Source organism: Oleiphilus sp. HI0061, assembly GCF_001635675.1.
On sequence record NZ_LWFE01001665.1, the window covers coordinates 1 to 24,922 of the forward strand.

The following is a 24,922-nucleotide window of genomic DNA, read 5'->3' on the forward strand; positions in this document are numbered from 1 at the left end:
AGAATGAAACTCAACCAAAAACGTATAAATGGATGCAAGGAAATGCCTTCAGTCAGCTATGCGTTAGTCACAATAAAGGACGATAACGATGCTGCTTAAATATAGCTACCCCTCAGTCAAACGGTCTTCAAAGTTTACTGCACTCATACTCGGTACAGCGCTCTCTGGCTGCTCATTTATTGAACTAAACCCTGGAGCCAAGCACATCATCTTTGCCAATGACGAGAACTGCGAATTGATCAATACATTTGAAGCGAGTGTACCGACAGAAAACGCTTTTATTACACGAAGTGATAAAGCCATAAGTGAAGAACTTCAAATTCTGGCACAGAACGCAGCATTTGAGCAAAAGGCAAATGCGATCTGGCCAGAGTCAGAGATTCTTGAGGGAAAACAACGCTTCAAGTTACTGCGATGTGACAGATAAACAAGTGCTTACGAGTACTATACCAACGCAAACAACATGGCGAGCCACAACACTGCTAAAGCCATCATACTCGCAGCAAAGCTCGCAAACCTTAGGCTGACATTGTTGTTACCCAAGTGGACAAAAGAATGTACTAGCCGCAAAGCCACATACAACCAAGCAGCGACAACTGACACAAGACCAACGCTATCCGTGATATAAGTGAGTATAACCCCAACATAAAATAAGGGTGGTACCTCAAAGTGGTTATGAATATGGCGAGTGAGAATATGGAGCCTTTGCGGCTCCTGCCCTTCATTGTATGAACGATAGTACTTCATACTAACTTCACCGCGTTTAATTGCCGCAAAGCGTGTTAACCCTAGTTTAAAAACTAAAAAAGAGGTTAATAAAAACATCGCGATAGCGGGATAGATAATTCTAACTGTATCCATAAAAGTCTCGTCTATTGTTGTGGAGTACCTATCTATTGTGCGGTATTGACTAATGCACAAACGCAAGACCACATTCACATAAAGCGAGACCTTGGTCAATCACTTGTATAGACTTGAAACTCTGTAGATCACTCAGAGAAACAAAGCACCAGAGAGCCCTTAAGACTCTAACGACTCGATAAAAGCCTGCATAAACCTGGCCGCCTCTGCACCGCTGGCTGCGCGATGATCAAAGCTCAGCGATATAGGCATAACTCGACCAACCTTTATCTGTCCGTTTTCAACGACAGGCTCATCACGAATTTTCCCCACACCCATGATCGAAACCTGTGGCGGAACAATTATAGGTGTAGCGTAACGCCCGCTTAACGAGCCAAAGTTGCTTAGACTAATCGTTGCACCAAGTAGCTTTTGAGGCTTAATCGTACGGTCATGAACTGATTGAATCTGTTTCTTCATGATTTTTCTGATTCTAGCATCGTCTAGAGTTTGCACCTTTCGAATCACCGGAACGTATAAACCCTGCGCGGAATTAACCGCCACACCTAAATGAATATCTTCGAATAACTGAATACCTAAAGCTTCCTCATCAAACCAGGCATTGAGTATTGGCTCCTTCATACACGCAAAGACAAGTGCCTTAATACATCGGAGCGTGATGTCCTCACTTTTCTTCCAAGTACAAATATTGGCATCATCGAACAGCGTTACGGCTGGAATGTGTTCATGAGATTTACTCATCGTTTGCGCCATGACTTTCCTGGCACCTGTTAATTTAGTGATTGAATCACCACATCTCCCAGGAGAACTTCCTTTCAGCTCATTCTTCTTGTAATGAGCTTCCAGAATTCCTTTCTCTGTAAGCATCCCATAAGACTTTTCACTGAGCTGTTCTGTCAGGCCTATTTTTTCTGCAAAGACCCTGACAGAAGGCGGCGCATTTAAAGTCTGTTTCTGCTTTAAAAGCGCACTGTCAGGCGGGCTGGCATGATCAACAATCATATCCTCATATTGATCGACATCCTTTTCACCTTCTGCAGTTTGCAAACTTCCAACGACCGATACGCTCTTTTGCACATTTTGAGAGACGCCTAGATACTCCGATATCGAAGTATCTTTACCTATCGGGGACTCAGCATTTTCCTTCTCAGTGTATTCTAATAACACTGAACCCACATCAACCATGTCGCCCGCTTTACAGTGAATTTTCCCGATTCTAGCTTCCACAGGAGATGGAATTTCCACAATAGCTTTTGCCGTTTCGACAACTAAAATCAACTGATCAACCAAGACCATATCGCCAGGCTTAATCTTCCACTCAATAATTTCTGCACCCTGGAGGCCTTCACCGAGATCAGGTAGATAAAATTTGCTCATAGCTAAGCCTCCTTGTTTCCGTCTGCGTCAACCGGTGTTGCGGCCCTGCACATCACCGCTGCCAATTCGGTTATTTGCTCTACGCCGGGCAGGTAGTTTGATTCGTTACGAAAATATGGCATTACCGTGTCATAACCAGTGATTCTCGCCACGGGTTCCCTTAAGTAAGGGAAGGCTCTTTCAGAAAGCGTTGCTGCAATCTCCGCACCCAGCCCACAGCTTCTTGGCGCCTCATGAATAACTATGCAGCGACCAGTTTTTTGAACCGACTGGATAATAGTATCGTGGTCTATAGGAGAAATACTGGCAACGTCTATCACCTCACACTCAATCCCATCCCTAGCCAATAAACTTGCCGCTTGCATAGTTTCATTTATGCTCGCCCCCCATGAGACTAAAGTCATATCCCTTCCTTGACGCAATAGAAAGGACTTATCCAATGGCAAGCCTTCACCATCATCCTTTACCTCACTATGAAATAAACGATAAATGCGTTTTGGCTCCAAAAATATAACAGGGTCATTGGAACGAATCGCTGACAAAAGCAGTCCATAAGCCCTTTTTGGAGAGCTAGGCTGTATAACCCGAATACCCGGAATATGTGCAAACATTGCCTCGGTACTTTCACTATGATGTTCGGGTGCATGAATTCCCCCGCCATAGGGGGCGCGAATAACCATTGGGCAAGAAAGGCGCCCACGTGTGCGATTACGCATACGTGAAGCATGGCTAACCAAGTGCTCCATTGCAGCATAAATGAAGCCCATAAACTGTATTTCTGCAACCGGACGCAGGCCTTGAGCTGCCATTCCTATAGTCATGCCTGCAATCATCGTTTCAGCTAGTGGTGTATCCATAACCCGACGCACACCAAATGCTTCTCGTAAGCCCTCCGTTGCGCGAAAAACACCGCCATTAACGGCAACATCTTCGCCAAGCACAACCACTTCTTCACTTTCTGCCATTGCGCGATGCAATGCCATATTAACGGCCTCAATAATACAAACCTTCGATGCGCCAACACTTTCAGGAGCACAGTCATCTATTGCTTTAGTAAGATTCATATCATTCATGGCTATGCCCCTCCATATCAACTGGCTTCAACTTATCCTGAGCGTCGGTATTTTCAAACCTTGTCCCTTCACATTGCGGGCTTATTTTTTTAGTGTTTTTCATACCAAGCAATTTGACCTGCGCGTATTGGTCAAGCAGTGGCTCAGGTAGTGTTTCGAAGAGATAATCAAACATCGCCTCAGGTACGTCATCCTCCTCTATAAGATAGGCTTCAACAGCCTCACTAATTTTCTTCTTAATTCGTATGAGAAGTTCTTTCTCCTTGGATTCCGACCAGTATCCTTTAGACAGTAAAAAAGTTTTTAGTCTTGAAATAGGCTCCTTGTCCCAGGCTGACTTCAGCTCAGAATCACTGCGATAACGTGAAGCATCATCGGCGGTAGTATGATCCCCTAAGCGATAACTCACCGCTTCAATAAGCGTTGCACCTTTACCTGCGTAGGCTTTCTCCAGTGCTATATTGACTGCATGACGCACGGCAAAATAGTCGTTACCATCAACAACCAGTCCCTCAATCCCGGCGCCAATCGCTTTTTGGGCAATCGTTTGCGCGCCGCACTGAATATCGCGGGGGGTCGAAATAGCCCATTGATTGTTATTTACAACCATTACCAAGGGTAGTTGCCACGCCCCTGCCAGATTTAGTGTTTCGAGAAAGTCGCCTTTCGAGGTCGCGCCCTCACCACACGTAACAAGAGATGCTTGATGTATGCCTTTGGTTTTCAGAGCAACAGCTGCACCGGCAGCGTGGCCATATTGTGTCGCTATTGGCACACAAACAGGGAAATCATTTGGGCATGATTTATAATCACTACCACGTTCCAAGCCTCCCCAATACATCAACATCTCTTTTAAAGACACCCCTCGCAAATATTGGGTAGCGAAGTCGCGGTAATAAGGCGCAAAAATATCATCTGGGCTGAGCGCCATACCAATGGCCGTACCAATTGCTTCCTGGCCTAGAACTGAAGGGTAAGTTCCAAGCTTGCCAGTTCGTTGTAAAGCGATAGCCTTATGGTCAAAAGCTCTGATCAAAACCATCGTTTCATAAGCTTTTAGCATTTCTTCTTTGAGCAGTAGAGAATCCGGTAAAGACTGCTTAAGCTGCCCGTCATCGCCAAGAAATTTCGAAAAACTTACATCAAACCTAAGGTTTTCTTCAAAAGTATAAGATTTCATACCGCCTCCTCTATGCTGCAAAGTCTTGAAGACGAGTCAATTTTTCTTCGGCTAGCTGGTCGGCAACAACACTTGTTGCCCTGCCTTTTGAGCTTGAGCCTTGATAAACCTCTTCTAAGGTTCGACCTATCTGCAATATTTTTTCATGTATTCTGGCCTGTAAAACTTCATTTCTTGAAACCAGCTCAAAGTCCGAACGCAAAGACTCACTGTGGGTTAGCGAGGCATAAATCAAACCTCCAGAGTTAATCACGTAATCGGGAGCGTACAATATTCCCTTTTCATGCAGGCGCTGCCCAAGCTCAGGTTTCGCTAATTGAACGTTTGCTGACCCGGCAATTATTCGGCAGCTCAAACGTTCAAGGGAAGACTCATTGATGACATTACTTAAACCGCAGGGGGCAAAGACAACGCATGGCTCCTGAACAATCTGCTCAGGGCTGACTGCGTGACTTGCAAACTCTCTTAAGGCGGACTCAACCCTTTCTCTATTAATATCAGCCACAACAATCTCTGCACCAGATTCTGCGAGCAGCAAACCAAGTTCGTAACCAACATTGCCAATTCCCTGAATAGCAATACGTAGACCTTTTAAGCTTTCTGTTCCTAACTTGAAATTGACGCTTGCCTTTATTCCTTCAAATACACCAGCAGCGGTATAACTTGACGGGTTACCAGCATCACTCGTACTGGTAACATGCGATGTCACAGTCTGAATAATATCCATTTCTCTCGCACTGGTGCCGGAGTCAATCGCAGTAATATACCGACCGTTTAAGGATTCAACAAAGCGCCCGAACTCACTAAATAATGACCTTCGATCAAAGTGACGATCAGGAACCATGATGACCGACTTGCCACCGCCTTGAGGAAGCTCTGCCAAGGCAGCTTTGTAGCTCATGCCTTTAGCTAAGTTCAGCGCATCTTGAAGGGCGTGTGATTCACTTGGGTATTTAATAAAACGGCAGCCGCCCAGTGCAGGACCCAGTGCAGTATTGTGGATGGCAATGAATGCCCTGAGACCGCTACTAACATCGTACCTAACGTGCAGCTCATTGACCTGGTGTTGATCCAGTAATTCAAACATGATGCTATCCTCTCAGAATAACTTACGATTGTTTGAATATATACTGGCTTATGACCACGACTACTCAAACAAGTCGTAAGAGGTGGTAACCTCGCGTCGATAGAGGGAACGCGCAAATATAAATTTTGGTGTGATGCAAAAACTGTTTATTTTTTGCACACTACAGTTCGAGTATAAAGCGACTTAAAAGGCTCTGTGAAGGGAAAGTAACAAATATTTACGAGATCACATACAGGGGGAAATAGGCTTTTTCTTTTTTTAAAGTGGTAATAGGGCAGCTATATCGCTTGAATTTCAGCAATGCAGCTTGCGCACAAACAACATAAACCATTACCAAATTTTGATGCTTCAGCACGTTGATTAGAGTTCAAGTTAACGGAGGCGCACCAACAAGGCTCTTCCCGAATACTAACAGTATTAGGTGGTATCATAGCCCCCGTTGAAAGGTCTTTTTTAATGACATTCAAGCATAGGTTTGCTTTGCCACATCTGGGGCAAATATCTTCTTTAGGGGGATGCAGTTCAGTCATAGAAAGCTAAACACCTAGGCAAGCCCTCGTTAAAATCAATTAACGAGAAGTACTGCCCTTTCCTTTACTCTTACGTGTTGAGTTTTTACCACGGCGGTTACCAAATTCTCTGGATTTGGTAATACGGGCTTTTTTAGCTCTCTGCTTCTCATTCATTTTGTTAGTCGGACTAGCGAAAGGGTTATCACTCGACTTAAATTCAAAACGAATTGGTGTACCTTTAATCTTAAGTACTTTCCTGAAGCTCTTCTCTAGATAACGTTTGTAGCTATCTGGCAGGTCATCAGTCTTAGATCCATGCACTACGATGATAGGCGGATTTGATCCCCCCTGGTGAGCATGACGAAGCTTGACCCGTCGGCCACGAACAATTGGTGGTTGGTGATCAGATACTAAATCTGAAAGCAACTCTGTCAAACGTTTGGTCGGCCACTTATCGAAAGCAGATTTATAACCCTGGTCGATAGACTTATATAAATCCCCCACCCCGGTTCCATGTTTGGCTGAGATGAAATGAATTGGAGCATAGTCAAGGAAAACTAAACGTCTATCCAACTCTCTCTTTACTGATTTTTTGTCATCTTGGGTCATTCCATCCCACTTATTGACCGCCAATACCAGCGCTCGCCCGGCATCCATAGCAAAGCCAATCAGGTGAAGATCCTGCTCAACGACACCTTCTCTGGCATCGATAACGACAACAACAACGTTGGCATCTTGTATCGCTTGCAAGGTCTTGATGATGGAGAATTTCTCTACCGCCTCTTTAACATTTTTCCTACGGCGCACACCTGCCGTATCGATCAAGGTATAGGGCTTTTCTCGGCGTTCGTAAGGAATATAGACGCTATCTCTCGTGGTACCAGGTTGATCATAAACAACAACACGGTCTTCACCAAGCAGTCGATTAACCAAGGTAGACTTACCAACATTTGGTCGTCCGATAATACCAATTTTACAACCATTTGCTTCATCATCTTCCTCGATTTGTTCCGGGAAGTCCTCCATTGCATCTTCGATCAGCGATTTAACACCGCGGTTATGAGAGGCTGCGGTTAAGCGCAGCTTCTCCATACCCAGCGAGTAGAAATCATTGGCAACAGTATCAGCATTAAGGCCATCAATTTTATTAACAACCAGGGTATAAGGTTTTCCCGTTTGTCGGATATGACGAGCTATCTCTTCATCAATAGGGGTCAATCCATCCCGGCCATCCACAACAAAGAAGATTAGATCAGCCTCTTCTATTGCCAACAAGGACTGCTCAGCCATGACAGCATCGATCCCGACTTCATCACCACTTATACCACCGGTATCGATAGTAATGAACTTCTTATCCAACGCCACTCCAGAGCCGTACTTACGATCCCGAGTTAAGCCTGCGTAGTCTGCGACAATTGCATCTTTTGTTTTGGTCAAACGATTGAATAAGGTAGATTTACCTACATTAGGACGACCTACTAGCGCTATTACAGGAACCATCTATCTACCTTTAATCTCTATATTCGTTAGACGACTCTTCGAAAAGTCTTCTATTTCTAAACCTCGAACCCAAGGGTCTAAGGTCCTTTACCTTCGAATTCAACTGATACGATACTATGTCACCAGAACGTGCATAAACATATAGCCGGTCGCCCTTTACAATCATCTCACCCATGACACCATCACTGTCAGGGTATTTCCGTGCAAGTACTTTTCCATCCAGCACTGATAGCACATGGATATAGCCCTCGAAATCAGCGGCCATCACAAACTGGTCAAAGACCACTGGTGAGCCTAAACGACGATATAAGAACTCTTCATTTCGCCACAACTCCTTTCCACTTTGCTTATCAAGCGCAATAATCTCACCTTTATCCGTGGTAACAAAGAGCTTGCCAAAGCCTAACGCGAGCTTGTTAAAAGATGAAATTTCTTTAGACCAAATTTCCTGCCCATCGAGCGCACTTAAAGCAAATATTTTACCTTGGTAAGCGGCTGCATAAAGGGTATCACCATCAAGCAAAGGCTGACCATCCGAGTCGACCAAACGCTCTAGTTCTGTGCGCCCTTTTGGTAGAGCAAGTGTTGCTTTCCAGAGAGGCAAACCAATGTCGTTCCTCAATGTGAGCAACTCACCATTGGCGAAGCTAGTCACCGTATACTTCCTCGATACTAAAGGTTTGGCAGTACCTCGTAAGGAAAGTATCGGCACAACACTATCATGACGCCAGCGTTGCTTGCCATCTTGTGCCCCGAAAGCAGCAACTTTGCCATCAATAGTTTGAACGATCACCAGTTCTCCGTTTACTGCTGGCGGAGCCGTTGCTTCACTGCTTAGCGGAGAGCGCCAATTCTCTTGGCCATTTTCAAGTTGTAGTGACACTAAATAACCAGAAAACGTCACAACATAGAGGCTATCTCGGTCAACTGCTAAGCCGCTGCTAATAGTCTCATCCAGCTCATGACTCCAGAGAGTCTTACCGGATAAACGATCTATAGCACTAAGTAAGCCTTCAGTATCGACTGAGTAAATCTTATCATCTCTAAGGATAGGTGAAAGCTGAAGCTTTAGTTCTTGATCACCTTCTCCTACCGACTTCTTCCATATACGTTTAAAGTTAATTTGGTCTTTGAAGTCGATATCAAGCTCTGCAGGCTGATTTACTGGCGAACTACTACAAGCAGCTAGCAAACAAGACAAAAGGCCAAGAAAGGCGACCTTTTTACACCACCGATGTATTTTCTCTAGCGCCATGCTATGAAATCCCTAATGCAACTTAGCGTTCTGTATGATTACTTCAAACACTATATAAAAACAAAAAAGGCAGAGCTTAGCTGCCTTTGAAAGATAAATTCTCGCCCCTTTGTAGTTTTCAGCCTAGGCAATGCTGGCTGACAAAAAGGGGCAAAATTGATTATAGGGTCTTAGGATCGATACCTAAGTCTGACAGCTTAACCGCCAACAAAGGTTGCGCCTGAGGCTCTTCTTTAATAAGTTCGAAAGCATTCTTGTATGCCTCGATAGCGCCAGGGATATCACCTTGTCGCTTTTTAATGTCACCCTCTATTTCAAGGTAGCTCGCTTTAAACGCCTCTTCACTTGGCTTAAGCAAGGCCAAAGCATCGTCATGCTTTTCTTGCGCAGATAAAATACGAGCTAAACGAGCGGTGACAATATGTTGAAGACGAACATCTTCTGTTTTTGATAAAACCCAATTTAGCTGCTCTGCTGCACCTTCGTAGTTTTTGTCTTCTACCAGGTCTTTTGCCATAAACATCGCAGCATACAAAGCGTATTCAGTGCCCTCAAACTCATCTTTCAGTTGCTCTGCCAAGTAGCTGACTGTTTCCGCTTCGTCTTCACTATCAAAATCGTTTTGCGTAGCGACTGTTACCAATTGTTGATACTGCAAAGACGCTGCTGTTTTTTCCTGAATCACATTGTTCTGGTAAGCCTTCCAGCCAAACACAATAACCAGCGCTGCACCAATACCCATCAATAGTGAATTACCGTTATCGCTCCACCACTTTTTCAATGCCGCCAGTTGTTCATCTTCTGTTGAAAGGTTGTCCACGTCTTGCTCCTGTCTACCTTGTTTTTGTCTTGGCACCCTTACAGGGCACCTTCGTTATCATTGTATTGCGCTGCATTATAACCGACTCGGTCGAGTTCGCAGCATTAAAAACAGCTAGTGTTGCTTACTTTTTGGCAATACAGCCAAATTCCCGGCAACTCCCAAGCTTTAACTAAATGCAGAATTCACTTCTGTTAAGAGCTCTGCAAAACTAACCAGCTTTTGCCCACCCTCACCTTTTAGTCGTTTGACTACCAACGTATCATTTTCCAGCTCCTGTTCGCCAATAATGATACCAAGAGGTGCGCCAGACTTATCAGCTTTTTTCATCTGACTCTTGAAACTACCACCGCCTGCATTCTGCAGTACTCTCAAGGAAGTTTCACTTCTAAGCAACTCAGCAACTTCAAAGGCTTTATGTAAAGTACCTTCTCCTGCCGCCACAATAAAAATATCGACATGCTCGCTTACCGACTCAGGGACAAGCTTCAGCTCTTCAAGCAGTAGCACTAAACGCTCTACCCCCATTGCAAAACCAACTCCCGGAGTTGGCCTTCCGCCAAGCTGAGCAACCAGACCATCGTAGCGCCCACCAGCACATACCGTGCCTTGAGCACCTAAGGCATCTGTCACCCACTCAAAGACCATTTTCGAATAATAATCCAAACCTCGTACTAAGCCATGATTAACACGATACTTGATATCTGCATGATCCAGCAGCGACAACAGCTCGTTAAAGTCATCCTTAGACTCGTCTCCATAGAAATCGAACAGACTTGGCGCATTCGCGAGAATCTCTTGGGTCTTAGTATTTTTGCTATCCAGGATTCTTAGAGGATTGGTTTTCATCCTACGCAGACTATCTTCGTCAAGCTGATCAGCATAACCTTCAAGATAAGCAACTAATGCATCTTTAAAGGCCTTGCGCTCTTCAGGCAAGCCTAAAGAGTTTATCTCTAACACCACATGTTCAGATAAACCAAGCTGCTTCCACAAGCGAGCAGTCATCATGATCAACTCAGCATCAATATCAGGCCCTTTAAAACCAAAACACTCAACACCGACCTGATGGAATTGGCGATATCTTCCTTTTTGTGGACGCTCATGTCTGAACATCGGCCCTGTATACCACAAGCGCTGAGTCTGGTTGAACAATAGACCATGCTGCTCGGCTGCTCGAACGCAGCATGCAGTTCCTTCAGGGCGCAGGGTTAAACTGTCACCGTTTCTATCTTCAAAGGTATACATTTCTTTTTCAACGATATCGGTAACTTCTCCGATAGAGCGTTTAAATAGTTCTGTCTGCTCGACAATAGGCATGCGAATTTCTTGATAGCCATAACTTTGGAGCACACCTTTTATATGCCCTTCCAAGTACTGCCAAACTGCAGATTGCCCGGGTAACAAATCATTCATTCCACGGATAGCTTGTATTTTTGCCAAGGTTTAATCCTTATTATCTAGAACTTCTCTCGAGCTCACTTAGCAAGCAAGAGGAAAAATTACAGTGTTAAATTCTATGCTTTTGCAATCACCTGAGACTCCTGGGCCTCTTTGGCTGCGATCTTGGACCTGATGTTTCGCTCTAAATCATCAACAAGTGTTGTGTTAGCTAATTTATGGTCCGGCTTTCCATCAAGGTAAAGTAAATTATTCGGCGAGCCACCGGTCAGACCAACGTCTACTTCTTTAGCCTCACCCGGACCGTTTACAACACAGCCAATTATCGCGACATCCAATGGCGTCGTGACGTCTTCTAAGCGCTCTTCCAATTCATTCATTGTCTGAACAACATCAAAGTTTTGTCGAGAGCAGCTTGGGCAGGCAATAAAATTAATACCCTTTGAGCGAATCTTTAAACTTTTAAGAATATCAAAACCAACTTTGATTTCTTCAATAGGGTCGGCAGCAAGCGACACTCGAATCGTATCGCCAATGCCATCCATTAATAACATCCCCAAACCCACGGCAGACTTAACCGCACCTGATCGAAAACCCCCGGCTTCGGTAATACCCAAATGCAAAGGCTGTTCAATTTGATCAGCAATCATTCGATACGCAGCAACTGTCATAAAAACATCTGAAGCTTTAAGGCTGACCTTAAAGTTATCGAAATCATGAGCCCGCAGGATATTAACATGACGCATTGCCGACTCCACCAAGGCTTCAGGGGTTGGCTCGCCATACTTCTTTTGCAAATCTTTTTCTAATGAGCCCGCATTAACTCCGATACGAATCGGGATATTTTTCTCTTTAGCACAGTCAATTACTGCTTTAATACGGTCCTCTTTACCTATATTACCAGGGTTAATACGCAGACAATCCACGCCGTATTCGGCTACTTTTAGGGCTATTTTGTAATCAAAGTGAATGTCAGCAACAAGTGGAATAGAGGTCTTCTTCTTAATTTCTTTGAATGCTTCTGCCGCTTCCATGCTAGGAACCGAAACACGCACGATATCGGCACCTGCGTCCTGCAATGCCTTTATTTGGGCTACCGTCGCGTCAACATCACAGGTGTCAGTATTGGTCATACTTTGCACAGCAACAGGTGCATCGCCACCGACAGCCACATCTCCAACCCATATCTTCTTGGATTTTCTGCGTTTTATAGGCGATTCAAACTTCATTCATTTAATCCTTTGACCTGAGAAGGCCACTCATAACAAATCATTAGCATTATGGGCTTAAGGTCAATTGAGCCCTGCCGTTCTTGGCAGTATGCGGTATTAAATCAACCGCCTTCCCTTCAAACTCAACCTGAACCTGCTTGGCATCGCCCAGAACCATTGTAAAAGGAGCTGGCCCCGTATAATTGACTTTATTGCCTGCACGTTTTAAAGCAGCAAATACAGTTTTACCTTCTGCATTGGTAAATTTGAACCAGCAATCGCCACTAAACTCGGCAGTAAAACTTGCATTAAAAAACTGTTTCTCCTCAACAACTGGAGGCTTATCGCTATCAGTACCGGGTTCAACTATGTTTGGCGCGTCTTCAAGCGAAGCTGTGGAAGTATTTCCCTCAGTTTCTTCTGGCACAGCCTTGATCACAATCTTTTCATTTGCCAGAGTCTGTGCTGCGTTTGTAGCAGTTGGAAGCGCTGATTTGGGAGAGTCTTCGAGCGTGTCCTGAGCTTCAGATTTTGGCTTATTAAGCATAAGCTGTTGGCCTTCAGTTTCAGTACTGAGTGATTGATCACTAGGCGCCGAAGTCGTACTTTCAGGTAAGGGGCTGCCCTCTTGTAGAGGCTTATCTTCCACCAGTAAATACCCTAAAACATACACGCTCAAACCAGCAACTAAAGCCAATGCAAACATTACACTGATCAGTTTCTTTCGGAACTTGGCTTTCTCGGCTTTTTTAGCGCTTAAGGCTACATTCTCGATTTCATTCTTGCGAGTACGTAACTGAACCTCAAGCAGCTCAACCATTCGCTCTTCATGCAAGTTAACCAAACGACAATAAGAGCGAAAATAACCTTTTAAGAAAACATCGCTACTGAAGTCGTCATAATCTTCATTCTCCATTGACTGCACAACACTTGCCCTTAGGTGAAGATCATGTGCAACATGGTCGATAGAAAATTTTAACTCTTCTCGTGCAGTCCGGAGAATTAAGCCTGGGCTTGACGAAATATCAGCTGTTTCCTTACTCATCGACTAGCACCATTTAGCGTTATTTTTTTTCCAAGTAAACTCTTGGCAAGCTGGTTTTCTTCAGTATCGGGATACATTTGCTCGAGTAAGCCTGCCAAAGTAATCACTTGCTGAGAACTATCATAATAATTGGCAATCCTGATTCCCAGCCATAAACTCTGAGCTGAGTGTTGCATACCGCGCTCACGAATCAACCGTACGAGGCGATTATAATAATGCTGAGCTCTTTCAAAATCGTTGGACTGGATCAGCAGCTCCGTTACACCAGATAGCGCACGACCATTACTACGATCCAAGCGCAAAGTACTGGTATAAGCTTCAATTGCTTCAGCACTATTACCTAGTTTAAGTTGGCATAAAGCGATATTAGAGAATATTTGTGAACGGCCTTCATAACGCGTATCTTCAGATGCTAGTTTAAACTGTTCAAGCGCCGCCTCAATTCTGTCAACTGAATACAAAAACGCGCCGTAATAACTTCTTCCACGCGTATAGCTTGGGTCGGTTTCCAAACTCTGTTTAAAGTAATTCTCAGCAGCAACTGTCTCCCCTTCCTGGTGGTAAACCAAGCCCATAGCTGCGTTAGCTGGGGCATCCAGTGGTGATATCTCCAACGCTCTGTTCAGGTGCTTTCGAGCTCGATGCAGGTCATCCCGCTTAATGTACTCAAGACCAAGCGTCACATAACGCCCTACTGCGACAACCGGATCGGCCTTATCAGTTAGCGAACTATTGGTCGTCGTCACACAAGCTTGCAAGAGAAGGCAGAAGACTATCAGCCAGCCCTTCAATAAGAATCTGTATTGTTTATTCAAAAACAGCATGCGAATTTAATCTGCCTTTTTCTATTTTTTATACGAGCCGCTTTCATTGCGGTCTCTTTTTCTATAAAAATTAACCAAACCAATATATTTTATAGCTGTTTTGCAGCAATTGTATTTGCTGCATCCGCGTAGCGCGCACTGCGTCTCGTTCGATCTTCAACCTGACCGACAAGCTGCCCACAAGCCGCATCAATATCATCACCACGCGTTGTTCTAACGGTCGTGATATAACCACCCGCAATCAACCAATCCTGAAAACATCGGACCTCGTTGTTTGAGGGCTTTTTATACCCTGAGCCTGGGAAAGGATTAAAAGGTATAAGGTTGATCTTACAGGGAATTCCACGCAAAATCTCGATCAATTGATCTGCATGAATCTTTCGATCATTCACTCCTGCAATTAGGGTATATTCGATGGTCGCTTTTCGTTTATCCGAAAGCTGATCCAGATAGCTTTTTAGCGATGAAAGCAGCATCTTAATCGGATACTTCTTGTTCACCGGCACCAGTTCGTTTCTAAGCTCATCGTTTGGTGCATGCAAGGATATTGCAATCGAGGCATCGGTAAATTCGCCCATTCGATCCATTGCTGGCACGACACCAGCAGTACTGATTGTCAGACGCTTCTTGGAAATGCTGTAAGCGAAATCATCCATCATGATGTCTACAGCATCCATGACATTGTCAAAATTTAACAGCGGCTCGCCCATACCCATAAACACAACATTTGTTACGGGACGATCTTTTACCCGGTCGAGTTCTTCAAAGGAGGCAATAGCATTCCAAATCTGGCCAACAATCTCTTCTGTAGACAAGTTACGATTAAAACCCTGCTTACCAGTAGAACAAAAACTACAATCCAGAGCGCAACCGATTTGAGAAGAAATACACAAGGTTCCACGGTCACCTTCAGGAATAAGCACCGTCTCGATACTACTACCGCCAGGCATCTGCATCACCCACTTACGAGTTCCATCTGACGAGATATCCTGATAGATAATATCTGGCCCTTCAATCGTTGCGATCTTTGAAAGTTTTTCACGCAGCGCTTTGCTGATATTGGTCATTTCGTCGAAGTTATGCACACCATATTGATGAATCCATTGCATGATTTGTTTGGCACGAAACGGTTTCTCACCGATCCCCTCCAGGAAATCCAGCATTTTTTGCCGTGGAAGACCCAACAAATTAACTTTTTTGGTTTCTGGTGTTACATCTGCGCTCATAAATTCTCTCGCGTAAAAATACTGCCGAACTGCATGTTTATTCACCCAATCATTCAAATTATTGAGCGAAGTCTACTCGTTATTAATCCGGCTATAATAACGACAAAAAGCAGGATCCTTTCTCTGAGCGTCTATTTGAGGCGCTACAGGGAATGGTATCCTGCTTGCTTTAGGCTAATGTAGCCTTAGCCGCGTGGGCAAATCTCTGCATCTGCGAAGAAGTAAGATACTTCACGAGCTGCTGATTCAGTTGAATCAGAACCGTGTACTGCGTTCGCATCGATAGACTCTGCGAAGTCTGCACGGATTGTACCTTCTGCTGCTTCTTTAGGGTTTGTTGCACCCATTAGGTCACGGTGAGCAAGAACTGCGTTTTCACCTTCTAGAACCTGAACAACAACCGGTCCAGACGTCATGAATGAAACCAAGTCACCATAGAAAGGACGTTCTTTGTGCTCAGCGTAGAAACCGCCAGCTTTTTCATCATCCATGTGGATCATTTTTGAAGCAACAATCTTTAGTCCAGCTTTTTCAAAACGGCTGTAGATTTTACCAATTACATNTTTTGCTACTGCATCAGGTTTGATGATTGAAAGAGTGCGTTCTACCGCCATGAGCTTANCTCCAAAGTAAGTTTAAAAGTTAAAAAATTGTGGCGGGATTATACAGGGCAAAGCAGAAAAAAGACACTCACCAATAACGCCATTAAAAAATATTAAAACAAAGAACTCTAGCAGCCTTTTAGCCCAATAAACTAGCGAACTCTAGCCCTTCATTCGCGTGACTGCCGAGCAGAGCATCTCAGCGGCCTTCAGCACTTCATCTTTAGTTGTGAAACGACCAAAGGAAAAACGCAAGGCGCTCAATGCCAATTCGTCAGACAAGCCCATAGCTGTCAACACATGCGATGGAGACATGCTAGCCGAGGTGCACGCGGAGCCTGACGAAATCGCTAACTGTGGCAGAGCAGAAAGCAAGACCTGCCCATCCAAGCCCTCAAATGACAGATTTAAAATACCTGAAATCGAATGCTCGAACTGACCGTTTACACGCACACAACCCAAGCCCGAAATACGTTCCATAAACAGGGATTTAAGATCAGAGATACTGACCTGTTCTTCCGTCATTGATGCCGCTGCAATCTCGAAGGCCTCTCCCATCGCAACGATCTGGTGCGAAGGTAAAGTACCAGAACGCATTCCTCGCTCATGGCCACCACCATGTATTTGCGCTGGAAGAGTGAAATCAGCTTTGCGCCGTACATATAAGGCACCAATACCTTTCGGACCATAGATTTTGTGAGCACACATTGAAATCATATCGGCACGTAATTCGTTCGTGTCTACTTTTAGTTTTCCTGCACTCTGCGCAGCATCGATATGAAAAAGAATCCCCTTCGATTCCGTAAGTCTGGAGATTTCATAGACATCATTAATCGCACCAGTTTCATTGTTCACATGCATCAAGGAGACCAAAACCGTATCAGGGCGAAGTGCCTGCGCTACATCATCAACTGAGATTCCCCCACTGACGCGAGGCTTCAACCAAGTCACCGAATAACCCTGCGACTCTAAGAACTTGACGCTATCAATAACTGCCTTGTGCTCAGTCATCGATGTAACAATATGCTTACCCTGCGACTTACGCGCCAACACCGCACCTTTAATTGCTAAGTTATTCGCTTCTGTCGCACCAGAGGTCCAGACAATCTCTCGCGTATCCGCGCATAATAAGCTGGCAACTTGCTTTCGCCCATGCTCGACAGCGGCTTCTGCTTGCCAACCATATATATGAGAACGGGAGGCTGGATTGGCAAAGACACCGTCCATCGTCAGAAACTTGGACATTTTTTCAGCTACACGCAAATCAACAGGAGTAGTCGCCGCATAATCGAGGTAAATAGGCTTATTCATAGATTAGGGTTCACAAAATAATACAGACTAAATTTTGCGCGTATTATATAGAGAGGAAGTTCTGATTACCATGAACGTAAATTGACCGACAAGCACAACTACTGCAATAGAAAAGAGCCCGCAGAATGCTATATATCTAATAAACTTGAGTTAATAAGTTCTGCCGCTTCATTCTGACGAATAGCAGTAACCTGAACCTCTCGTTTGTTCATAAGGTCTTGAAGACTTATAGAATTTAGAAAACTATGTATTTGCTGGCTAAGATCCATCCATAAATGATGAGTGAGGCACTGCTCGCCGTCCTGACAACCGCCTTTCTCAGCTTTTTCCTCCACACCCTCACGGCTTTTGGCGCCGCAACGAGTTGTATCAATTGACTCATCAACAGCATCAATAACGGCGGCAACTGAAATATCAGCAGCCTCAACATTTAGCTGATAACCGCCTCCCGGACCACGTATACTTCTAACCAGCTTACGTTGTCTAAGTTTCGAAAACAGCTGTTCCAAATAAGAAAGAGAGATACCCTGCCTAAGCGAGATATCTGCTAAGGCAACCGGGTTATGACAAGCATGCAGCGCAAGATCAAGCATTGCAGTGACTGCATATCTACCTTTTGTGGTTAGGCGCATTGCTTAATTCATGTCTCTTGAAGTGTTTATAGTCAGCATCGGAGCGATGCATTGCTGAAAAATTATCTATTACCTGAGTAATTTAATCAAGTATTCTCAAGCCTCTCCCCAATAATTGAGACATTAGCCCTTCACCAAATCGAACTATTACTTAATATCTTTAAAACAGCACATGTCATCTTCATCAATAGAAGGTACAGCCTCTTTGTTATAACCGTCATCAAGCTTACGTAAGGATTTGCACATTTCATTCATCCGTTCATCAACCATATGCATATGATCCAGCATACTTCTAATCGAACGCGCAACCGGGTCGGGCATCTCATCACTTAAGCCATAAGCATCAAAGCCAAAGTTCTCTTCCATTTTCTTACGCTTACTGTCATCCGGGGTAGCCGTTTCAGGAACTGATTTGAGAATAATTCGTCCCGGGATTCCAACTACGGTTGCTTCAGCCGGGACTTCTTTAGTAACAACTGCATTTGAACCAATCTTAGCATTTTGCCCTACATCAAAGGGCCCAAGTACCTTGGCACCCGCGCCAACCACCACACCATCCTGAAGCGTTGGGTGACGCTTACCTTTGTTCCAACTTGTGCCCCCCAAGGTAACCCCCTGGTAAAGGGTAACATCATCTCCAATTACTGCGGTTTCGCCAATCACTACACCCATGCCATGATCGATAAAAAAGCGCTTACCTATTTGTGCCCCCGGGTGGATTTCTATTCCCGTGAGCCAGCGACTAAAAGTTGAAAGGGAGCGCCCAAGCCAACGAAAATTTCTGAGCCAGAGCTTATGGGCTAGTCGATGTAGCAGCAAGGCATGTAAACCAGGATAATTCGTTAACACCTCAAAGGTGTTTCTTGCTGCAGGATCACGATCAAATACACTCTGAATATCGTCTTTCAAGCCTTCAAACATAAAATTTCCTATCTAGCCCCGAAAATATGGAGCTTCTATTTTTTTCGACCAAACTTGAGCGTTGCCGTCAATATGCCGCGTAATATATTAACTTCCATCTTATCTAGGTGAACTCGCTGATATAAGCGCCGCAACCTTGTCATCAACTGACGAGGATTATCCGGGTCATGAAAGCCTACTTCTATTAGCGTTTTTTCTAGATGACTAAAATACCCTTCAACTTCGGACACAGTTGCTAGCGGCTCATCCCAAGATTCATCTTGAGAGGAAACACTGGCCAATGAATGGTGTTTGGGGGCAGTTACAGATTTATCAACGCTTTCGGTCAAACAATCTGGTCGATATAGCAAAGCCATTCGCAGCTCATAGCTAAGTAACTGAACCGCCATGGCTAAATTTAGTGAGGAAAAACTCTCTACTGCTGGAATATTTACATGATAATGACAGCGGTGCAGTTCCTCATTACTCAAGCCACTCGCCTCATTACCGAATATAAGCGACACCGAACTGCCACACTCATTAGAGTCGATGTTTTCATCTGCTAAAACCTTGTCAAGCACTAAGGAAGCACAGTCTCTAGGGTTCATAAGCGGCCAAGTCATTTTACGACTGCGGGCACTAGCACCAATCACTATCTGACTACCAGCCAAAGCCTCATCAAGCGAAGTGCAGACCATTGCTTTTGCCAGAATATCTTCAGCCCCTGAAGCTCGCCTAATCGCATCGTGAGTATTTAAGGGAGACAAATAAACAATTTCACCATGCTCATCTTTTTCATAGGCTTCTGATGGCGAGACCAAGACCAGGCGACTTAAGCCCATATTTTTCATTGCACGAGCAACTGCACCGACATTTCCCGGATGACTAGTTCTAACCAATACAACTGTCACCAGGTCACTCAGTTTTTCTTCACGACTAAGCGCTATATTATTTTGAGTCACTGGCAATATCCAAAAATATCATACTATCTAAAGAAGCTGGATTTACCAGACTCTTAAAGGAATCTATCAACGCTCTCCCCTCTTTTGCAGGCACCGACAAAGCCATGCGAACAGCAGAGCCTGCCATATGCGAAAGTAGGAAACCAACCTGTTGTAACTTTTCCCAATACTGTTCATCGTAGTATTGCTTAATACAATCAACAATTAGCTTCGTTACGCGGCGACTATCTTCGATATCCAAATCCTGTAAGGATTTGTCTGCCGAAACACTTACCCAGATATCCATCATGGCAGGCTCAGAAAGGTATTCTTGATAGTAGCTCTCAATAACCTCTTGCAACACAAAGCATGCCTCTTCTTTTGAGCGCGTCACCGGCAAGGCTTCAGACAAAGAGCTAAATGATTGATCAAAGGTATCCTGAGCTAGCGCTAAGGTAATCGCATTTTTACTAGGAAAGTACTGATATATAGAAGCTGGGGTAACACCAGCACGCTCCGAAATTTCGTGAATTTTAAGTTGGGCGCTGCCCTTTTCAGAAATTAAGGATTTTGCTGCATTCAGAATTGCGTCGACACGCTTTTTACTTCTTGCCTGAGTCGGCCTGCGACGACTGTCATTTGTTTTATCTTGCAAAGTTGTTCCATATAATTGCGAATAAATTATAAGGTGACCAGGCTGCTAGATGTACACACTCTGAAAATTCACCAACTAGAGCGCTAGTTTAACGCCGTTTTAATCTAGATGGGAGTACCTAATCAAGATTTGCTCACCGGGACCCTCTGAATAGCACCTTGGAGATTTCTATATTCGCGTGCCTCTGTCACATTTTTTTGCTATGATCCGCCCCACTTGGTCTCCAGTACGCTGGACTGCACCATACGCTCTTTATCAATTCGTTCTTTTGTCATTCACTTTTTATATGTAAGTGGTAACTATGAAGCCTATTTTAAATATTGCTTTGCGCGCTTCTCGTCAAGCATGCGAATATATTAATCAAAGTATCGATAAAAATGATCCAAACCAATCTGACCCTAATGCTAATGAAAAGCTGGTCAGCCATCTTGAATCTACTTTATTTCAAACCTTCTTTGATAGCCTAAAGAAAGCCAACCCAACCCACTTCATTATCGCACCCGATGAAACACCTAGCGACGTAAAAGAAGATAGCTGGCAAGTTAACGGCTTTCACGCGCCCTACAACCTGCTACGAAAAATCCCAGCAACGGCTTTTTCACTTGTTCATAAGTCTTCAGGAAAATCTCAAAACGCCTTACTTGTTAACCCGACAAATGGTGATGAATACACAGCAAGCCGTGGAAGCGGAGCAGCACTTAATGGCAGAAGAATTCGTTGTACCTCTCCTAAATCGCTAGCTGAAGCGACGGTTGCAATCAATACCATAAATCAATTCGACTCACCTGCCGAATCTCACGTCATTGCTGACTTTATTAGTGAAGTGGGAAGCAATGTCGGTCAAATGCAGGTTAGCAATTGCGATGCTCTTGATGTCGCCATGGTTGCCGCTGGCCAAATTGATGCAGCAATACTAACCAAGGTAAACGCTAAAGAGCTTGAAGCAGCTCTGCTGCTATGCCAGGAGTCTGGCGCACTGACAGGTACACTAAACGGCGGTGTATTTAGCGATAAAGAAGACAAAATCATCGTTGCCAATCCAAAGCTCTTTAAAGCATTGGTCCAGCGCTTTAATACTTTTCAAACACGCCTCTAAGGTAGCGCGTTTGAGAGCGCTAAATACTAGCCATAAAAAAGGGAGCTTCTGCTCCCTTTTTTATGGCTAGTATTTGACTACCTGACTTTAAGGTTGGTCATCAATAGCGTTTCCTTCCTCGTCCTCGACAACTGGAGCAATCAAATCTTCTTTGCTCACACCCATCGACAACAAGACATTACTAGCAACATAAATAGATGAATACGTACCCACTAACACACCAATCAAAAGCGCCTTAGCAAAGCCGTTAATCATTTCACCACCAAGAAAGTACAAGGCAAACAGCACTAACAAAGTCGTCGCCGATGTAACCAAGGTTCGAGATAAAGTTTGTGTCAACGAAATGTTAATGACTTCATCAGGCTCTGACTTTCTTAACTTTCTGAAGTTTTCCCTAATACGGTCGGATACAACAATCGTGTCATTCAAGGAATAACCAATTACCGCTAGTAGAGCAGCCAATACGGTTAAGTCGAAATCCCAACCCAGAATGGAAAAAGCACCAATAACGATAATGACATCATGTATCAAAGCCGATACAGCACCTACCGAGAACTTGAACTGAAACCTGACAGCAACATAGAACATGACCAAACCCAAGGCCAACAGCAAGCCAATGCCGCCCTGCTCTCTTAACTCTTCACCAACCTGTGCGCCAACAAATTCAGCTCTGGTCAGCTCTAGCTGCACACCATTCGCAGACAAGGTGCTCGCGACTTGCGCACCAACCTTATCGTTAAACGACTCAGACAAGCGAACCAACACAGATGTTGCTGCACCAAAGTTTTGTACAACTAATTTCTCATAACCCGCTGCAAGCAACTGCTCACGCACTTCTTCAAGGTTCGGCGCTTCTTGGTATTCAACCTCTACCAGCGTCCCCCCTGTAAAATCCAAACCCAAAGCCAGACCTTTCACACCAAGCGAAGTAATTGAGGCAAGCAATAAGATGATCGAGAATGCCGCGGCAATCTTACGTTTGCCCATAAAATCTATTGTATTGTTCATCCTGAGCACCTTACCCTATCGAAATTTTCTTCAGCTGACGGCCGCCATAGGCCAAGTTAACAATCGCTCGCGTCAGTACGACAGAAGTGAAGAGCGAAGTCATAATACCGAGTGACAATGTCACCGCAAAACCTTTAACCGGGCCAGTTCCTACCGCAAACAAGATAACCGCAGCAATCAACGTGGTTATATTTGCATCGAAAATCGCTACAAATGCTCGACTATAGCCGGCATGAATAGCTTGCTGAGGAGAAAGACCGTTTGCCAGCTCCTCGCGGATACGAGCAAAGATCAACACGTTTGCATCAACCGCCATACCGACAGTCAGTACAATACCAGCGATGCCTGGCAGGGTAAGTGTGGCAGAGATCATCGACATTAATGCACACAATAGAATGACGTTTATTGCTAGAGCAATATTCGCGACAACACCAAATGCCCGGTAGTAAACAAGCATAAACAATAAGACCAAAGCGAAACCGATTTGAACGGACATCAAACCCGCGTCGATATTTGCCTGCCCCAGGCTAGGCCCAACTGTACGCTCTTCAACAAAGTAAATTGGCGCTGCAAGCGAACCCGCTCTAAGAAGCAATGCCAGTTCAGCAGCTTCGGTGGCTGAGTCCAGACCGGTAATACGGAAGCTGTTACCAAACGCCCCCTGTATCGTTGCCAAGTTAATAATCTGGCGAATCTCACGGTTACGACGCTCTGTTACTTCTTCACCGTCGACTATTTTCTTAATTAGCTCAGACTTCTGCTCGATAAATAAAACACCCATGCGGCGCTTTAAGTTTCGCTTGGTCACTTCAAGCATCAACTTACCGCCCTTACCGTCAAGGTCGATATTAACCTGTGCCACTCCGTTTTCATCAAAACTCGCACGAGCATTCGATACATTGCTTCCCGTGACGATAATATCTTTTTCCAGGTAAGCGGTACGTCCTTTCTCACTCTTGAAGTCAAACTGCTGCATTTCTCGGCTAGAAGCGCTCGACTTAGCCTCTAGACGAAACTCCAGGTTTGCTGTTTTACCAATAATACGTTTTGCTGCCGCCGTATCCTGAACACCAGGGAGCTCAACCACGATACGGTTACGCCCCTGACGCTGAACCAAAGGCTCAGCAACACCCAGTTCGTTAACACGATTTCTAAGCGTAATCAGGTTTTGTTGAACAGCATAATCTTCAATCTCTTTAATTCGCGCTTCAGATAGTTTTAGCAATAAGAAGAAGCTTTCATCTTCTTCGATTGTTGTACGTGTAAACTGACGATATTCTGATGCGGCAAGCGAAACCGCTTTGTCCAATTCCTTTTCAGACTTGAACTTAACCTTGAGGCCATCAGTGCCTTCAACCAATACCGAACGATAGCGAATTTTTTCACTACGCATCGCTGTTTTAATATCACTCATTGAGACTTGAAGCTTTTGACTCAAAGCTTTATCCATATCAACTTCGAGTAAGAAGTGAACACCACCTCGCAAATCTAGACCAAGTTTCATAGGTCCAGCACCCATAGACTTAAGCCAATCAGGTGTGCTTGGTGCCATATTTAGCGCCGCAATATAATCACTACCCAAAACATCGCTTAGGACTTCTTTTGCAGATAATTGAGCTTCGTTGTCATAGAAACGAACCAAAAGGTTATTACCATTTAACTCCGCATGCTTAACAACAACATTATTTTTCTCTAATACGCTAACGACCCGCTTCTGTAGAGCATCGTCTGCTTTTAGCGAGCTTTGCGTTCCGGTCACCTGCACAGCAAAGTCATCAGGATAGAGATTAGGTAATGAGTACACTGCACCCAATGCCAGGGTGATCAGTATGAGAATATATTTCCACGCGGGGTATGTATTGAGCATCTTAGCTCCAGATCCTTTCGGTATTATTCAAAGTAATTGAGTGTGCAGGTGTTATATCACGACGCAGACCCTGTTACGCGAACAAAGCCTAAACAAACGTAAAAACATCTCGATTAGCCTAGTCGCTCACCCTTTGTGAGCGACTAACACTGATTTAGATACCTTTTAAGGTGCCTTTTGGTAATGCTGAGGCAACTGCTACTTTCTGAATGTTCATTTCAACACCCTCAGAAACTTCAACCTTAACAAACTCTTCTGAAACTTTTGTGACCTTACCAGCGATACCGCCATTCGTCACAATCTCGTCACCTTTGCTTAATTCAGAAACCAGATTTCTATGCTCTTTGGCACGCTTTGACTGTGGCCTCCACATCAAGAAGTAAAAAATCAGGATAAAGCCACCAAAGAATACCAACTGCATCATTGCACTTGGGCCTTGAGGTGAAACAGGCGCGCCTTCAGCCAGGCTAAGCGCAGAGTACATGCAGAAAGTCAGAAACAGACCAATTTTAGCGATTAATTTCATTAAGGGTTCCCC

The 24,922-nt window shown here is 44.4% G+C and carries 25 protein-coding genes; 2 read left to right on the forward strand and 23 right to left on the reverse strand.

From position 1 onward, the window contains the following. Window positions 1-88 precede the first annotated feature (88 nt). On the forward strand, window positions 89-427 hold the full coding sequence (locus tag A3735_RS25590; RefSeq protein WP_068507198.1) for a hypothetical protein: 339 nt from the start codon (window positions 89-91) through the stop codon (window positions 425-427). Between the two features lie 17 nt (window positions 428-444). On the opposite strand, the gene A3735_RS25595 is transcribed toward A3735_RS25590, so the two are convergent. From A3735_RS25595 to A3735_RS25690, 20 genes are all read right to left on the reverse strand, one after another. Next, a complete protein-coding gene (locus A3735_RS25595; protein WP_068510580.1) occupies window positions 445-861 on the reverse strand; it encodes an MAPEG family protein in 417 nt (138 codons plus the stop codon). 159 nt (window positions 862-1,020) lie between these two features. Then, window positions 1,021-2,238, reverse strand: coding sequence for a dihydrolipoamide acetyltransferase family protein (locus tag A3735_RS25600; RefSeq protein ID WP_068634062.1), 1,218 nt, complete (start codon window positions 2,236-2,238; stop codon window positions 1,021-1,023). A 2-nt stretch (window positions 2,239-2,240) separates the two neighbouring features. Continuing rightward, entirely contained in the window at window positions 2,241-3,302 is a 1,062-nt protein-coding gene (locus A3735_RS25605) for an alpha-ketoacid dehydrogenase subunit beta (RefSeq protein WP_068510657.1), read from the reverse strand. A gap of 1 nt (window position 3,303) precedes the next feature. Next, window positions 3,304-4,491, reverse strand: coding sequence for a pyruvate dehydrogenase (acetyl-transferring) E1 component subunit alpha (gene pdhA / locus A3735_RS25610; RefSeq protein WP_068510584.1), 1,188 nt, complete (start codon window positions 4,489-4,491; stop codon window positions 3,304-3,306). A 10-nt stretch (window positions 4,492-4,501) separates the two neighbouring features. Then, a complete protein-coding gene (locus A3735_RS25615; protein ID WP_068510587.1) occupies window positions 4,502-5,578 on the reverse strand; it encodes a Glu/Leu/Phe/Val dehydrogenase dimerization domain-containing protein in 1,077 nt (358 codons plus the stop codon). Window positions 5,579-5,856: 278 nt separating this feature from the next. After that, a complete protein-coding gene (locus A3735_RS32715) occupies window positions 5,857-6,108 on the reverse strand; it encodes a cysteine-rich CWC family protein (RefSeq protein ID WP_068510590.1) in 252 nt (83 codons plus the stop codon). Window positions 6,109-6,147: 39 nt separating this feature from the next. Then, window positions 6,148-7,590, reverse strand: coding sequence for a ribosome biogenesis GTPase Der (gene der, locus A3735_RS25625; protein ID WP_068510592.1), 1,443 nt, complete (start codon window positions 7,588-7,590; stop codon window positions 6,148-6,150). A 10-nt stretch (window positions 7,591-7,600) separates the two neighbouring features. Then, window positions 7,601-8,845, reverse strand: a complete 1,245-nt coding sequence (bamB, locus tag A3735_RS25630) for an outer membrane protein assembly factor BamB (RefSeq protein ID WP_068634063.1) — start codon at window positions 8,843-8,845, stop codon at window positions 7,601-7,603. Between the two features lie 160 nt (window positions 8,846-9,005). Continuing rightward, window positions 9,006-9,665 carry a tetratricopeptide repeat protein gene (locus A3735_RS25635; RefSeq protein ID WP_068634064.1) on the reverse strand — a complete coding sequence of 220 codons (660 nt, stop codon included), beginning with the start codon at window positions 9,663-9,665 and terminating at the stop codon, window positions 9,006-9,008. A 168-nt stretch (window positions 9,666-9,833) separates the two neighbouring features. Next, window positions 9,834-11,108, reverse strand: a complete 1,275-nt coding sequence (hisS, locus tag A3735_RS25640; RefSeq protein WP_082880608.1) for a histidine--tRNA ligase — start codon at window positions 11,106-11,108, stop codon at window positions 9,834-9,836. Window positions 11,109-11,182: 74 nt separating this feature from the next. Beyond that, a complete protein-coding gene (ispG, locus tag A3735_RS25645) occupies window positions 11,183-12,295 on the reverse strand; it encodes a flavodoxin-dependent (E)-4-hydroxy-3-methylbut-2-enyl-diphosphate synthase (protein WP_068634066.1) in 1,113 nt (370 codons plus the stop codon). 49 nt (window positions 12,296-12,344) lie between these two features. Further along, complete coding sequence (locus A3735_RS25650; RefSeq protein WP_068634067.1) at window positions 12,345-13,322, reverse strand: RodZ domain-containing protein; 978 nt, start codon at window positions 13,320-13,322, stop codon at window positions 12,345-12,347. Then, a complete protein-coding gene (gene pilW / locus A3735_RS25655; protein WP_068554620.1) occupies window positions 13,319-14,146 on the reverse strand; it encodes a type IV pilus biogenesis/stability protein PilW in 828 nt (275 codons plus the stop codon). Before pilW ends, A3735_RS25650 begins: the two co-directional genes overlap by 4 nt. Before the next feature lie 89 nt (window positions 14,147-14,235). Then, window positions 14,236-15,372: a 23S rRNA (adenine(2503)-C(2))-methyltransferase RlmN gene (rlmN, locus tag A3735_RS25660; RefSeq protein ID WP_068510609.1), complete on the reverse strand. Its 1,137-nt coding sequence runs from the start codon at window positions 15,370-15,372 to the stop codon at window positions 14,236-14,238. A gap of 185 nt (window positions 15,373-15,557) precedes the next feature. Beyond that, window positions 15,558-15,986 carry a nucleoside-diphosphate kinase gene (gene ndk, locus A3735_RS25665; protein WP_068638899.1) on the reverse strand — a complete coding sequence of 143 codons (429 nt, stop codon included), beginning with the start codon at window positions 15,984-15,986 and terminating at the stop codon, window positions 15,558-15,560. Window positions 15,987-16,136: 150 nt separating this feature from the next. Next, the gene (locus A3735_RS25670) at window positions 16,137-17,285 is read right to left on the reverse strand and encodes an aminotransferase class V-fold PLP-dependent enzyme (protein ID WP_068634068.1); all 1,149 of its coding nucleotides are present in this window, start codon (window positions 17,283-17,285) and stop codon (window positions 16,137-16,139) included. A 128-nt stretch (window positions 17,286-17,413) separates the two neighbouring features. After that, window positions 17,414-17,917 carry a Fe-S cluster assembly transcription factor gene (locus tag A3735_RS25675; RefSeq protein ID WP_068510615.1) on the reverse strand — a complete coding sequence of 168 codons (504 nt, stop codon included), beginning with the start codon at window positions 17,915-17,917 and terminating at the stop codon, window positions 17,414-17,416. Window positions 17,918-18,064: 147 nt separating this feature from the next. Then, window positions 18,065-18,838 carry a serine O-acetyltransferase gene (gene cysE, locus A3735_RS25680; RefSeq protein ID WP_068510617.1) on the reverse strand — a complete coding sequence of 258 codons (774 nt, stop codon included), beginning with the start codon at window positions 18,836-18,838 and terminating at the stop codon, window positions 18,065-18,067. Window positions 18,839-18,873: 35 nt separating this feature from the next. Continuing rightward, window positions 18,874-19,779 carry an RNA methyltransferase gene (locus A3735_RS25685; protein WP_231872195.1) on the reverse strand — a complete coding sequence of 302 codons (906 nt, stop codon included), beginning with the start codon at window positions 19,777-19,779 and terminating at the stop codon, window positions 18,874-18,876. Continuing rightward, complete coding sequence (locus A3735_RS25690) at window positions 19,766-20,413, reverse strand: TetR/AcrR family transcriptional regulator (RefSeq protein ID WP_068510621.1); 648 nt, start codon at window positions 20,411-20,413, stop codon at window positions 19,766-19,768. The genes A3735_RS25685 and A3735_RS25690 overlap by 14 nt, the downstream gene beginning before the upstream one ends. A gap of 301 nt (window positions 20,414-20,714) precedes the next feature. On the opposite strand from A3735_RS25690, the gene A3735_RS25695 reads away from it, so the two are divergent. Continuing rightward, entirely contained in the window at window positions 20,715-21,509 is a 795-nt protein-coding gene (locus tag A3735_RS25695; protein ID WP_068510623.1) for an inositol monophosphatase family protein, read from the forward strand. An 87-nt stretch (window positions 21,510-21,596) separates the two neighbouring features. Here A3735_RS25695 and secF read toward each other — a convergent pair whose 3' ends face one another. From secF to yajC, 3 genes are all read right to left on the reverse strand, one after another. Further along, window positions 21,597-22,517 (reverse strand): protein translocase subunit SecF, encoded by a 921-nt coding sequence (gene secF, locus A3735_RS25700; protein WP_068510624.1) that lies wholly within the window; start codon window positions 22,515-22,517, stop codon window positions 21,597-21,599. Between the two features lie 10 nt (window positions 22,518-22,527). Next, the gene (gene secD, locus A3735_RS25705) at window positions 22,528-24,384 is read right to left on the reverse strand and encodes a protein translocase subunit SecD (protein ID WP_068553243.1); all 1,857 of its coding nucleotides are present in this window, start codon (window positions 24,382-24,384) and stop codon (window positions 22,528-22,530) included. Window positions 24,385-24,538: 154 nt separating this feature from the next. Next, the gene (gene yajC / locus A3735_RS25710; protein ID WP_231872197.1) at window positions 24,539-24,808 is read right to left on the reverse strand and encodes a preprotein translocase subunit YajC; all 270 of its coding nucleotides are present in this window, start codon (window positions 24,806-24,808) and stop codon (window positions 24,539-24,541) included. Between the last annotated feature and the right edge of the window lie 114 nt (window positions 24,809-24,922).